At 41.7% G+C, this 13,435-nt stretch carries 13 protein-coding genes; 1 reads left to right on the top strand and 12 read right to left on the bottom strand.

All coding sequences use genetic code 11. The annotated features are described in order from the left end of the window. Positions 1-99 precede the first annotated feature (99 nt). The 6 genes from mnmG to ispF all read right to left on the bottom strand — a co-directional run bounded on the left by mnmG (position 100) and on the right by ispF (position 4,916). Positions 100-1,989 (bottom strand): tRNA uridine-5-carboxymethylaminomethyl(34) synthesis enzyme MnmG, encoded by a 1,890-nt coding sequence (gene mnmG / locus AAX10_RS03880; protein ID WP_046699888.1) that lies wholly within the window; start codon positions 1,987-1,989, stop codon positions 100-102. A gap of 84 nt (positions 1,990-2,073) precedes the next feature. Beyond that, positions 2,074-2,388 (bottom strand): hypothetical protein, encoded by a 315-nt coding sequence (locus AAX10_RS03875; protein ID WP_046699887.1) that lies wholly within the window; start codon positions 2,386-2,388, stop codon positions 2,074-2,076. 345 nt (positions 2,389-2,733) lie between these two features. Further along, positions 2,734-3,003: a hypothetical protein gene (locus tag AAX10_RS03870; RefSeq protein WP_046699886.1), complete on the bottom strand. Its 270-nt coding sequence runs from the start codon at positions 3,001-3,003 to the stop codon at positions 2,734-2,736. A gap of 225 nt (positions 3,004-3,228) precedes the next feature. Beyond that, a complete protein-coding gene (gene grxD / locus AAX10_RS03865; RefSeq protein ID WP_036362211.1) occupies positions 3,229-3,564 on the bottom strand; it encodes a Grx4 family monothiol glutaredoxin in 336 nt (111 codons plus the stop codon). Positions 3,565-3,810: 246 nt separating this feature from the next. Next, a complete protein-coding gene (locus AAX10_RS03860) occupies positions 3,811-4,389 on the bottom strand; it encodes a cysteine hydrolase family protein (protein ID WP_046699885.1) in 579 nt (192 codons plus the stop codon). A 47-nt stretch (positions 4,390-4,436) separates the two neighbouring features. Then, positions 4,437-4,916: a 2-C-methyl-D-erythritol 2,4-cyclodiphosphate synthase gene (ispF, locus tag AAX10_RS03855; protein ID WP_036362205.1), complete on the bottom strand. Its 480-nt coding sequence runs from the start codon at positions 4,914-4,916 to the stop codon at positions 4,437-4,439. A gap of 360 nt (positions 4,917-5,276) precedes the next feature. On the opposite strand from ispF, the gene AAX10_RS10590 reads away from it, so the two are divergent. After that, on the top strand, positions 5,277-5,537 hold the full coding sequence (locus AAX10_RS10590) for a hypothetical protein (protein WP_420812465.1): 261 nt from the start codon (positions 5,277-5,279) through the stop codon (positions 5,535-5,537). 81 nt (positions 5,538-5,618) lie between these two features. Here the strand turns inward: AAX10_RS10590 and AAX10_RS03850 are convergent, their stop codons facing one another. The 6 genes from AAX10_RS03850 to AAX10_RS03820 all read right to left on the bottom strand — a co-directional run bounded on the left by AAX10_RS03850 (position 5,619) and on the right by AAX10_RS03820 (position 13,396). Then, the gene (locus AAX10_RS03850) at positions 5,619-7,481 is read right to left on the bottom strand and encodes a ShlB/FhaC/HecB family hemolysin secretion/activation protein (RefSeq protein WP_046699884.1); all 1,863 of its coding nucleotides are present in this window, start codon (positions 7,479-7,481) and stop codon (positions 5,619-5,621) included. A gap of 119 nt (positions 7,482-7,600) precedes the next feature. Further along, positions 7,601-8,092, bottom strand: coding sequence for a hypothetical protein (locus AAX10_RS03845; RefSeq protein WP_046699883.1), 492 nt, complete (start codon positions 8,090-8,092; stop codon positions 7,601-7,603). A gap of 3 nt (positions 8,093-8,095) precedes the next feature. Continuing rightward, entirely contained in the window at positions 8,096-9,460 is a 1,365-nt protein-coding gene (locus tag AAX10_RS10280) for a polymorphic toxin type 47 domain-containing protein (RefSeq protein ID WP_226997815.1), read from the bottom strand. Positions 9,461-10,499: 1,039 nt separating this feature from the next. Beyond that, positions 10,500-11,801 carry a hypothetical protein gene (locus tag AAX10_RS03830; protein WP_080947025.1) on the bottom strand — a complete coding sequence of 434 codons (1,302 nt, stop codon included), beginning with the start codon at positions 11,799-11,801 and terminating at the stop codon, positions 10,500-10,502. 33 nt (positions 11,802-11,834) lie between these two features. Then, positions 11,835-12,362, bottom strand: a complete 528-nt coding sequence (locus tag AAX10_RS03825) for a hypothetical protein (protein WP_046699881.1) — start codon at positions 12,360-12,362, stop codon at positions 11,835-11,837. Then, positions 12,359-13,396 (bottom strand): VENN motif pre-toxin domain-containing protein, encoded by a 1,038-nt coding sequence (locus AAX10_RS03820; protein WP_046699880.1) that lies wholly within the window; start codon positions 13,394-13,396, stop codon positions 12,359-12,361. Before AAX10_RS03820 ends, AAX10_RS03825 begins: the two co-directional genes overlap by 4 nt. Positions 13,397-13,435 lie beyond the last annotated feature (39 nt).

The raw sequence follows: 13,435 nt of genomic DNA, 5'->3' as shown, positions 1-13,435 counted from the left end.
CATTCATCGAAAATTCTTATGGGTTTATAAAAACAACTTGCATATAATAATAAAAAACCACCAAAAAATAAAGGGCGAATGCCTCGCCCTTTAACACGCTTATTTAGTAATGACTACTTGTGCTTTCTTGAGCTTTTTCACCGTCATCGCCAAAAGACTCACCGCCGCAGGGGTAACACCGCTGATACGGCTTGCTTGCCCTAGTGTTGCAGGGCGGACTTGGGTGAGTTTTTGCACGATTTCGTTGGATAAGCCTGACACGCTTGCATAATCAAAATCAAGCGGCAGAGCTGTATTTTCAAGGCGTTTCATCTGCTCAATCTCATCATTTTGGCGGTCAATATAGCCTTGATATTTAACACTTATCTCAATCTGCTCGCCCACGTCATCGCCTACCGTACTGTCTGACACTTTGGCAATGTCGGCAAACGTGATATTTGGGCGTTTTAAAAGGTCAAGTAGGCTGTTTTCTTTGGTCAAAATCTCGCCTGTATTTTCCATAAAGGCTTCACCAATGGCGTTATTCGGCGTTGCCCAGATGTCTTTTAGGCGAGCGGTTTCGCTGGCGATGGACTCCATTTTTTGACTAAATTTCGCCCAGCGTTCATCGTCCACAAGCCCAAGCTCTCGCCCAATGGCAGTCAAGCGTTCATCCGCATTGTCTTCACGCAGTAAGAGGCGATGTTCGGCACGGCTTGTAAACATACGGTACGGCTCTTTGGTGCCGTGAGTTATCAAGTCGTCCACCAACACGCCAAGATACGCTTCATGCCGCTGTGGTATCCACGATGCCTTGCCAAGTGCCATGCGTCCTGCATTTAGCCCTGCCAGTAGCCCCTGTGCTGCCGCCTCTTCGTAGCCTGTCGTACCATTGATTTGCCCTGCAAAATACAAGGCGTCAATGGATTTGGTTTCTAGCGTGGGTTTGAGATTTTGCGGGTCAAAATAATCGTATTCAATGGCGTAGCCAGGGCGTGTGATATGAGCATTTTCAAGCCCACGCATAGAATGGATAAACTCAATTTGCACATCAAAGGGCAGGCTTGTTGAAATGCCATTGGGGTATAGCTCATGCGTGGAGAGGCCTTCAGGCTCAATAAAAATCTGATGACTGTCTTTGTCAGCAAAGCGATGAATTTTATCCTCAATGCTTGGGCAATAACGGGGCCCCACCCCTTCAATCTTACCGCTAAACATGGGCGAGCGGTCAAGATTGGCACGAATAATGTCATGCGTGCGTTCGTTGGTGTGCGTAATATAACACATGATTTGGCGTGGGTGCATGGCAACATCGCCCATATAACTCATCACAGGCAAGGGCGTATCCCCTGGTTGTGGGGTCATCACACTAAAATCCACCGTACGAGCGTCAATACGAGCAGGCGTACCTGTTTTTAGTCGTCCTACTGGCAGTTTAAGCTCACGCAAACGGTCGGCAAGACGAATGGATGGCATATCGCCTGCCCGTCCACCGCTTTGGTGGTCTAGCCCGACATGAATCACCCCACCCAAAAACGTCCCCGATGTCAGCACCACCGCACGGGTATTTAGACGAATGCCCGTGGCTGCAACCACCGCCACCGCACGCCCGTTCTCCAAGATAATATCGTCCACAGGTTGCTGAAAAATCGTCAAATTTGGCTGATTTTCAAGCGTATGACGGATACTTGCCTTGTATAAAATACGGTCAGCTTGGGCTCGGGTCGCTCGCACGGCGGCCCCTTTTCGGCTGTTTAGCACCCGAAACTGAATGCCTGCCTTGTCGGTTGCGAGTGCCATTGCCCCGCCCAGTGCATCCACTTCACGCACCAGATGCGATTTACCGATACCACCAATGGCAGGGTTACAGCTCATCTGACCTAGCGTCTCAATGTTGTGCGTGATAAGTAGGGTATCTGCCCCCATGCGAGCGGACGCAAGAGCGGCCTCTGTGCCTGCGTGTCCGCCACCGATGACGATGACATCAAATGTTTTGGTTAAAAAGCTCATAAGATTATATATTCTTAAAAAGAAACCGATTATTTTAGCATAACTTTAATCATTGGGCATTAAAAAAAGAGCGGATCAACGCCCTTAAATCTTATTCAAATACTCCGACTGAATCTCTTTTGGCAGTTTTTCAATCAATGCCAATTTCATATTTTTATCATCGCCATTCATCACCATATCAATAAGCGGCGTACCGTCAAAAGGTAAATCATCTACCTTTTGGGCAAAATTTGCCAAATAATATGCCCCGTCCACGTCATTATCTGCCATAACCCTATCATAAACGGCACGAAAAGCCGATTCGCTCGCCCCATTATTGGCAATCAAAAGATGAATAGCTCCTAGGGCGGTATTTGGCTTTTGGCAAAGGCTGATAATTTGTTCAGAAATGCTTGGCATAATACAACTCTTATAATTAGAAAAATATCGCGTCTTTATTGAACGCTCTATTTATAATAATCATAAAATCAAAAGTTTCAACCCCACATCAACATCGAATTCAATCAAGCAAATAAACCATCATATTCACTAGGTGTGGAAAAATAATAAACTTACGTTGATGGTTTACAACATGGTAGTAAGACAATATATTCTTACTTAAAAACTGGTCGCCTCAAAAAAGGTGGAAAATTGCCAGCCGAAACGGGAGACTATCCAAATAAAATCTAGCAATGGATGGGGTATTATTGATAAAAAATTATGGGTGTTCATTGCTAAAATCCTAATAATAAACACCCTAAAAAATCATTGGCTTTCCACAACAATAAACCAATTGTAATTACTATTTACATGTGGAATTTGAGAGATTACTACTTTATAACCTCTCTCATAAATTTCTTTTACAGTGACTGGCTGTTTGTCAAAAAGATAGGAGCATTTAAACACAGCATCTGTTTTGTAGTTCTGTGCATAGCATACATCGCCCTTTTTGTCTGCGGCGCTAACTGGTGATGTTAAAAGAGTCAAAGTTAATGTGGCGCTAGCACACGCCAAGAATTTTTTGATATTAGTCATGATTTTCTCCTTGAAAATTTTGGTGTAATAACATTGCTTTTATAGCATACATTCAGCTAAATTTCTAGCAAAAACATAGGATATTTTATAGACAATCTCATGTCCAATATTTAAATATAAATCCACCAAGATAAATCAAGGATACAAATATTACCTAATGATAAAGGCACTTTAACACCGCAGCCGAATAAAAAAGAGCGTAAATTTACGCTCTTTTGGATAGCCTTATACTTCTGGGCTATGTTCTTCGATAAGTGGCTTTAATTCGCCTGATTGGTACATCTGTAGGATGATGTCGCTACCACCAATCAGCTCGCCATTTACCCATAGCTGTGGGAAAGTTGGCCAGTTGGCAATGAGTGGCAAGGTGCTACGGATTTCAGGATTTTCTAGAATATTAACAAAGGCAAATGGTCTACCGATTTGGGTCAAAACTTCCACGGCACGGGCTGAAAATCCGCATTGGGGAAATTGTGGCGTGCCTTTCATATATAGTAGGACAGCATGGTCTTTGATTTGGTTTTCAATCAAGGTTTTGATTTGGGGATTGATGTCGGTCATAGGATTGCTCCGATTTGGAAAATTTGAGTTATTATGGGGGCAAATGGGGATTTTTACAAGAATTTTTTGTATAGGGCGTGCTGAACCTTTATAACACTATTTGTAATGTAGAAATATTTTAGAGATAAAATACTGTTTTTGCATGAAAAATGGCTAACTCTTGTTTTTCTTCGTCAAAAGCTCGTTTGATAGAATGACTATCAAACTTCACTTTTTCCTTGAAAAACGTGCGATTTTTCTCATTTTTCATTGCAAATACAAAAGTTCAGCACGCCCTAAAAGCTCATCGCTTGTCAGCACGGTCGCAAATTCGCCATGCAAATTGGCAAGGCTGATTTCATGCACAAGCTGGCTGTCAAACCGCTCGCCTGTCGCCCCCATTCTATCAAAAGTCGCTGTGCCGTCCGATACCACAAAAGTGGTAAATCCTAGATTGCCTGCCATGCGTGCGGTCGTGGATACACAGTGATTGGTCGTAAGCCCTGCAAGAACAAGGGTGGTGATGTCCGCTTTGGTCAGTTGCTCATGCAAATCCGTGCCAATAAAACCGCTATTGACATGCTTTGTAATGACGGTCTCATGAGCTTGCGGTTTGGTCAGCTCAATCCAGTCAAAGCCTTGGTGTGTAGGGTGTAGGCGTGATTGGGGCGTGGTTGATGAATGACGAATGTGAAAAATCGGCAAACCCTGCTCTCGCCAATGGCTCAATAACTCAAAACAAACCTGCTCACAGTTTGGGTTGTTGCGATTGCCACCCCAGTAGGCTTCATCATAAAAGCCTTGTTGTAAGTCAATGAGTAATAAGGCGGTGTTTTTGACAATCATTTGATTTTCCTGTATTTATTGGCAACTAAATCTACAATTATGTTAAGCTAGGATTTTTTAATCAATAGCACCACCGCACTCGCCCAAATGCCCTCACCACGCCCTATCCAGCCCATTTTTTCATTGGTGGTCGCCTTGATACTCACGCAGTCCACACCTGCACCAAGCACACCTGCGATGGTCTCACGCATGGCGGTGTTGTGTGGGGCGATTTTTGGGCTCTCGCAAATAACCGTCATGTCAGCATTGCCAAGCGTATAGCCATGTGATTTGATAAGTTCATAGACGTGCTTTAACAAAATCTTGCTATCCGCCCCCTTGAACGCAGGGTCGGTATCAGGGAAATGCTGTCCAATGTCGCCAAGTGCCAACGCTCCGAGCAGTGCATCCGCCAAAGCGTGCAACAACACATCGCCATCTGAGTGAGCCTTAATGCCGTGCGTGTGAGGAATACGCACACCGCCAAGCGTTACAAAATCGCCTGTCGTAAAAGCGTGAACATCTATACCTTGACCGATTTTTATCATGATCCAACCTTGCAATCAATATATGTTTTAAGAGGTCACATTATAGTATGCCTTGCATATGACTTCAATATGACCATCAACTTAAAGCAAACACTTAAAAAACAACAAAGCATTTCTTAAATTAAGCTAAATAAAATCACTTGTTTGCCGCTCTTATAATGGTGATTATTAAAAACTTAGATGCAACGATTTAACCCCTCTTATTGCTCAGGCATTAACTTAGAAAATAATCCAGTAAAATAGAAAAATAAATCAAACAAAAGATGAAGAAGAATCAAGTGAATTATTGCCTTGCCTTTTCCAATCCTGGTAGGACTTTTGAATCAGATTAAGATATTGAGTTTCAACACACGCACCCGTATGGGGTGCGATCTTGCCTTGGCGTACCGCCCGCACCCAAACGCAGTTTCAACACACGCACCCGTATGGGGTGCGATCCAACTTAATAAAGTGGCGGCTTTAGCTCTTATAGTTTCAACACACGCACCCGTATGGGGTGCAATCTTATACGGCTATGCCATTGATTTTAGTTGTCCGTTTCAACATGCACATTCCACCTCAAATGACCACCCATTCCATTCTTCATGTGACCACTTATTCTGGTCTTATTTGATCGCCTAATAAAAAACCACCAGCCAAGCCAATGCCCAACTGATGGTTTACGCAGGATTTATTTGTCTGCTGGTTAAAAAAACCATGTGGTTAAAACGCCACCCCCAAACTCATCCCACCGACCCAATCTTTATCACCAAAGTATTTAGGCTGTCTGATGGGGTGTCCTGCAAAGAAGTCGTAGTTTAGGCGTAGTGGCTTGATTTGCCCTTTGATGCCGATTGCACCACCGATGAGGGTGTGTCCTAACAGTAGGTTGTCTTGTTCTTTATTGGACATGGCGATACTGCCAGCATCTAGAGCCAGATATAGGCTGTGATTGGATTGTTTGATGGGAAAGCTGACATTTTGGCGAAGGGTTGCTCCCATATCACCTGACAGTGTCCGCTCACCATCAAAGCCACGCACGCTGTATCGTCCGCCAATGCTCATTCTCTCACTGGGGACTAAGGCTTCTTGGGCGTATTGGGTTTTTAGGTTTGCCTGATAACCTGCTTGGTAGTTATCGCTTATTCTGATGGGTGTGGCAAAGTTGAGATTGAGCTTGTAGATAGGGGTTCTATCTGTGCCTTCGTTAAACAGACTCTCAGGTGGTGTCAAGGCATTAAAGGCTCCTGTACCTCGTTGTATGCTGACATCTGTATTTAGCTGGCTTTGCCCTAGGCGCGCCTCATGGCGAATGCCTGCCGTCCAGCCTGAGATTTTGCGGCGTTGTACATCAAGCTCGGTATCATCAATATGACTTTTTTGTGATTTGGTAAAACCGCCCATGGTAAGCCATGTTTTGCTCTTGACATCTCGATGTACCAAGTGGCTGGCATTTAGACTGATGTTATCAGAATCACCGCTGTAGAGATAATCTTGATTCACCCCTGCCACGGTTTGATGATAAGTGTAATGACTGGCATTGGCATGAAAGACGGTGTTGTTAATAGGTAATACATAGCCCATACCGTAGTTCTTACTGCCGCCTTTGTCGGTCTTATTGGCATATTCGTCTTTATTGATGTGATTGCCCAAATCACGGCTGTAGGTCAGATAAAGTAAGTCATTATGCCAAGTGGGGTTGTCAAAGCTAATAGTAGTACTGCCTTGATATTTACCTGTGGTTTTTGAGCCTGAATCATCAAGGCTAAGACTGCCTCGCACTTTTTGTGATGCGGTGTATTTGATGAGTACATCACTTGCTCCCACCTTGTTAGTCTCACTTGGCATGATGGCAAAGGTAGCATCAGAGCTTGGCACGCGTTTTAGGTTTTCAAGGGCGGTTTCAAGCTGTCTGATGTTTAGTACATCACCCTCTTTAAAAGGCAAAGCAGTCTTAAAATTGGCAGGCAGTCCTGTGGGGTCTGTATAAACTGTATAAATAGGTTTGGGGCTACTTAAAGTATCCGCCTTAATCTGTCCGATGATGCCTGGTACGACAGTTAAGACAAGCTGACCACCAGATAAGTTTTGATCACCGATAAAGACTCTGGTAGTGGCAAAGCCACGCTCAATCAAGCGGTTTTGCACATCATGGACGATGTGATGAATGTCATTGATGTTTAGGCATTGACCCAGTACACTACTCTTGCCATGGGTTAAAGGCGTAAGAGCAAAGGCAAATTGGTTTAAATCCATACTACCAGTAGCAGCAGCATCCAGTGGTGCATAAGCGATTTGATTGATGGTAAAGCAAGGCAAATCATCGTGGCTGTCTTGATTGTCAGTATGAACAGAATCCATCTTAGCGGCAGGCTCAAAGGCAGGCACCTCAACTTGTACGCTAGGATTTGTCATCAATGATTGATGAAACACCGCCTGTCTTTGTTCATTAAGCAAGATTTGCTGATGGGCAATCTGTTTAGAAGTGTTGGCATAAGCTGAACAACATAAGGTCAAAGAGACAGCCAGTGCCAGTCGTGTTGGCAGGGCTAATATAGGGTAAGATGAGTGGTTGGTATGGGTCATGGGTTTGGGGTTTTTGGGTTGGTGGTTGTGGTTAATGGGATTTGGGGGTTTAACAAATCAAAATCAAACAATTCAATGGGTTGCACTGTAATGCTTAGGTTGTGCTGTCGCTATCCAGCTTACGGGCTATTTGCCCCACAAAAAGCCTGCCACTCCCTCCCTATTATTTCAATTTGCTTTTGACATTGGCCAAGACCGATTAAGACTTCATACCTTTCCCAGATCACACATCTTGATAAATCATCAGTAATAATATAAAAATTAAAGTTATAGCAATTAGATAAAATAGCCACTAAATCATTTAAATTAGAAAAGTGTAGTACTTCATCATATTCCAAAGGTTCAAAGAAAAAATAAACTGATTGACTAAAGGAAAGTCTTTCTAAGAAAAATGATCTGTTTTCAGCAATATAGGGTAGATGTATGCCTGTATGATCATCAATTACACATTCCCACAAGTCATCTGAAAAATTCTTTCTTTTAAAAAATTTATTCAATACCAGCTCAAAAAAAGTTTTTCTATCACTAGATGATAGTATTGAATATTGAGATATGTTTTTTTCCAACAGTACCTCAAAAAAATCTTCAACAAAATAAGGTTTATTACTCATAAATTACCTCACTCTATACACATCAACTTTGTCCACAAAAATGTGACCAACTATGTTGTTTTTTCCTGGGGTTTGCCATCCAATATGTGGAGAGCCTGGCGTTCCTGGTTTAGTATGCCCCATGTCTATATTGACCTCCGCACCTCTGTTTTTTCCAGACAAAACCCGATATTCCACTGGAAAACTTTTACCATTCTTATCTTTTGCCCATTTAGTAACAGAGAACTCAGAACGACTAACCCCGGTTTTTTGGAATGCCAAATCCAAAGCATCTTTTTGAGTTTTGCCTGTATTTCTTAGATCGATATCCACCCCATGTTTAAAAATATAACCGTTTTTTAAAACAGGGTCTAAATCTCTTTGGTTCTGGCTATTAGACCTGCTAGGATTGACGCTTTTTCTCCCGCTACCCACAGCCATAGCACCAACCGTACCGGCACCAACTTGCATTAGCAAATCTTCAGTGCTTCCAGGTGTTACTCCACCATCTCTTCGAAGAGCCTCTATTCGTGCTGGTGGCGTTTGAGTTGATGACCAGCTTGATAGTTCCATTGCAGCCAAAGTATGACGTTTATTTTGAATGGTTTCTAAATGTGGTGAATTTACACCGATATAGCCATCATTAGCAAAACTATCAAAATCCTCCCAAGTAAGTATACCCCGTTCAACTAATTGGAGTTGTATATTCTTGGTGCGTTCTGATTCTCGATGCCACTCGTTTTTAACCGCATCTCTACAAGCATCATCTTTACAAGCATTATATTTTTTTTCTAGTGTTTCATAAGAAACAGCACCAGCTCTTTTGAGAGCTAGAACATGTTCCAATTGTGCAGGAGTTAATTTGCCACTTCTTAATGCAGATTCATGGTACAAATAATTCCACTGCACCTGCCCAACATTATTGATGGTGCTTGCTGTGCTGTCGCCTATGGTTGCTCCTAGTGTTGCTGATAAGGTAAGTAAGGCGGTCTGTCTTGTATTTTCATCAAAGCCTTGTTTTGTTAAGTATTCGTCTATCTTTGGAATGGTATAGGCAGCTGTACCTGCTGATACAGTACCTTCTATCGTACCTGTGGCTAGGGCTGCGGTTGCGGTGTGTAATGCAATACGGTAAATGCCACCTTCGCCCCATTTATCAATCTCTTTGATGGTATTTTGATACTCATCAGATGTGATGTCAATGTTTTTATCATTAAGTTCATCAAGTTTTTGAATAAGTTTAAAGGCTTGGTTGTCGGCAAGGTCTGCCACTACCTTTGGAGCCTCTCTCCCAAACTCTGTGGTAATCACTGTTTGGGCATTTAACTCTTTTAATGCTTGCTCTTTATCAAAGTCATTAGCAATGATTTGATTTAGCTCATCTTGCACTTCTGGTTGGTTGAAGTTTTCTGTATTGATGTGGCTAAGTCCTGCTTGGTCGGTGATGGCAGAGTGGGTGGTGGAAGTTTTATGGGTTGGGGTGATTGTACCATAGCCTAAGCCTTGTAGGGCAGGTTTTGCTTTGCCATTTGGATTGCTGGTGTTTGCACCAATACCAATGCCAACACTGATGGCATCACCTTGATAATTTAGGTGGTTGCGAATGTCTTGGGAACGAACTTCTTATAACGATAATTACCATTTGGTAGTAAATTAGGCTTACCATTTTTATCAAAATTATGAAAAATATTTTGTTCATCAGGCATCAAGATCAATCATCAAAAATATCTATATCAAAAGTGGGATTTACCCCTTTTTTTCTTCTTTTTTTCATTTTTCCCATAACATGCTGGTGAAGAATGAAGCATCGATAAAAAGCATGCAATATGCATAAAAACATCACATAGAACACTATTTTATAAAGAAGTACAAATCTAAGATATGCCAACATAACTAAAGTGAGAAATAAAAAAACATATTAGCAAGCTGATATGAAAGTTTCTCAACTTAGTTCTATTCTTATAATAACCATCATTGATTGACACAAGTATCTCCTACTTTTTTTGAGCAAATCATAACCGCTCCACCTAATGCACCACCTACCGTACCTTCTGCACTACCTGTAATTGAGCCATCGGAATTTACGGAACCGCCAAACCCATAACCAGTGCCAAGAGCTACAGCCCCCGCTCCAGTTAATTGCCAATTTTACCATTCATTTACAGAATTGATGCTCCATATAGGAGTACTGCACAATACTCTTTTACAAGGATAAATAAAATAAAAAATACCAAGTAATAATTATGTACTTTCTTAAAAAATAAAGAAATAGTATAATAAAAAAATATCAAGAATATTGTAACAGGTAAATAATAAGGAAGAGCTTTAAACATAAAATGTTCAGCAAAGGGAGAACCAAAAATCAAACCTAGATTAAAAATAATAATAAAATCAATTACTAATAAAACAAATATCCTTTCAAAGTGCATCATTTCTTTTTCTCCTCATCAATCTTTTTAAATTTTTCTATAGCTTTATCTTTGTCATCCCAAATACCAAACTCTCCAAATAATATACCTGAACCAGATCTGCGCAAATTGTATTTTGTATTATCACCATTACCACTGCCAAAATCCGTCCAAGGGTCAACATCATAATCCATATGACCTACCAAATCCTTGTAATAATTAAATGTGCCAGCGTTAGACGGCGTAGTAACAATCTGCCCCGTTTTCTTGTCTACAATAACCTCAAATTGACCTTCTTTATGTACATATTTTGCATGGGGATAGGTTCCATCGGGATTTTTTAAAATTGTTTTTCCATCAATAGAAAAATTATGAAAGGCATTTTTATAATCCTCATATTTATCCCAATTTTTTTGAAAATCAACGGACTGTTGCTCATAGCTCAATTTTGGGTTGAACTGTTTTTTAAATAACTCAACCCCTTCCTTATTCCACTCATTTCGCTGAGTGACATGTAAATAGTAAAATTGATTACAGTCTTTTCCAGACCTACAGTCCGCATAAGCCTTATCAAAAATCCTATCTCTTTGCCAACTAAGCCTTTCTAGCTTGTCTATCTCCTTATTGTACGCCTCAAGCTGAGTTGCACATTCAGCAGTCAATAAACATCCTCCATTTGGATATTTATCCATCAATTTAGATCTTTCTAGCTTTAATTTAGCAAGATTTGCATTCTCCCTATGACTCAAATAATTCCACTGCACCTGCCCAACATTATTGATGGTGCCTGCTGTGCTGTCGCCAATGCTTGCTCCTAGCCCTGCTGATAGGGCAAGTAAGGCAGTTTGTCTTGTATTTTCATCAAAGCCTTGTTCTTTTAGGTATTCATCTATCTTTGGAATGGTATAGGCGGTTGTACCTGCTGATGCAGCACCTTCTATTGTGCCTGTGGCAAGGGCGGCGGTTGCGGTGTGTAGAGCAACACGGTAAATACCACCTTCTGCCCATTTTTGTTGCTCCGTTATTTTCTCTTCAGCGGTTAGATTTGGATCGCTTGCAATGTGTTTGATTTGATCTTTACTGAAATCAGCCACTACCTTTGGAGCCTCTCTCCCAAACTCTGTGGTAATCACTGTTTGGGCATTTAACTCTTTTAATGCTTGCTCCTTATCAAAGTCATTGGTGATGATTTCATTAAGCTGGTTTTGAACTTCTGGTTGGTTGAAGTTTTCTGTATTGATGTGGCTAAGCTCTGCCTGGTCTGTGATGGCAGAGTGGGTGGTGCTGGTTTTATGGGTTGGGGTTATTGTACCATAACCCAAGCCTTGTAGGGCAGGTTTGGCTTGGTGTGTCCGTTAACGTACAGGCTGATGATTGTCTCGCAATGCTCTTGGATTTTTACCGCCCCACCAGTATTTACGGCATTCGTTATCGGCTGACCAAGATGCTGATATAACAAACCAGCGTTTTTGGGTGCGAATATTTAAATCCATGCCAAACTCAACCATAATTTCCCCCTTGCAATATATATCTCCTTTGTTTGTTTTTAATAGCATAAACTGCCTTTTATTTATTTGCTTTTTAACTTCACCTATTTTATCACCTTGAGTCCAGCCTCTTGTTAACGAACCAGGGGAAAATTTGGCTTTTTTTATGTAAAAATTATGATCATAATTTTTGTCATAATCCGTCAATTCATCAAGGAGCTTCTCTAACTCCTCTTTGGTTGGCACATTGTAATATTGGCGATCATATAAATAAGGATTGGCTTGCCGATAAGGGTCAATTTGCCTTGGCTTATAAAATTGATAAAGATAAAAACCAATTACAACTGTACTAATCATAGCCACAATAATCTGCATAATTCTGGTTAATATATTCATCGCAATAATCCTAAATCTTTTAGAGTTTTTTTCTCATTGTCCGTTAGTTGGCGCATAACATTGCCACCAATACCAATTTGACTGGTACCAGCACCTATAGCTAGAATCACAGCGCCATCCTTGCCCTCACCCTTGGATATGCTCAGGCAGCCAACATGACAGGCTTGTGCACCTAGAGATCTTCCTCCAATGGCCTTATCAACTTCTTCGGGTGTGGTTGCACCAACAACAGTCCCAGCCTGAGCAGAAACTCCTAATTTCCAGTCAATAACTCTCGGCGTTTTGCCATTTTTGGCATCTTCTTCAAGCGTCTTTATCAAGTTTCTTAGATCTAGATTTCTTGGATGTGTAGATAGCCCATATCCAGCTCGATAATTATCCGATTCAGGAACGCCCCCAACCCAGACATTGCCATTTTTATTATTTACAATGACAGTATATGAAACCGCCCCGAGGCCAACTGAGTAAATTGTCAGATCATGATACTTATCAGCATACTCCCCAAGGATATCACCAAGGTTTCTGACTTCGCAAGCGCTGACTTTACCACCTCTGCACGCCCTAGCATTTGCCGCACTACTTTGTTGAATGGCGTTAAAATTCCATTCCATCCCCACTTTCCCAACTTCAGCCGCACTCACAGCATCAGCAGCACTGCCATCAGTTGCTGTGTAGATGGCTGTCGCAGTGGCTAAGTTTAGAATGCTTGTGATGGTGTCTTTTTGTTCTTGGTTAAGTTCGCTTGGGTCTTTGGTGCCATATAGATAATTAGCCAAGACAGGTGCAGCCACTTCACTACCTGCTCCTGATAAAGCACCAGTTGTGATGTCATTACCTGCAGCGTAGCTTGTGGCAGCTCCTAAGATGGCATGAGCCAGTAGGTGTTGCAGGCTTTGTTCTTCTGGTCTGTTGCCATTGTCTGTTTGGTTTAGAGCTTTGTTTTCTTTAAATTCTTGACCAATCCGATAAGCAAGCTCTGGGCTTGCTGCTCTTGCCACATCACCTATGATACCATTTGAGTTGGGGGCGTACAAGGCGGAGGTGATACCATCAAAGAGTCTTAGGTTTTGTTC

Source organism: Moraxella bovoculi, assembly GCF_000988745.2.
GTDB lineage: Bacteria > Pseudomonadota > Gammaproteobacteria > Pseudomonadales > Moraxellaceae > Moraxella > Moraxella bovoculi.
This window is presented reverse-complemented; position numbering and strand designations above follow the sequence as displayed.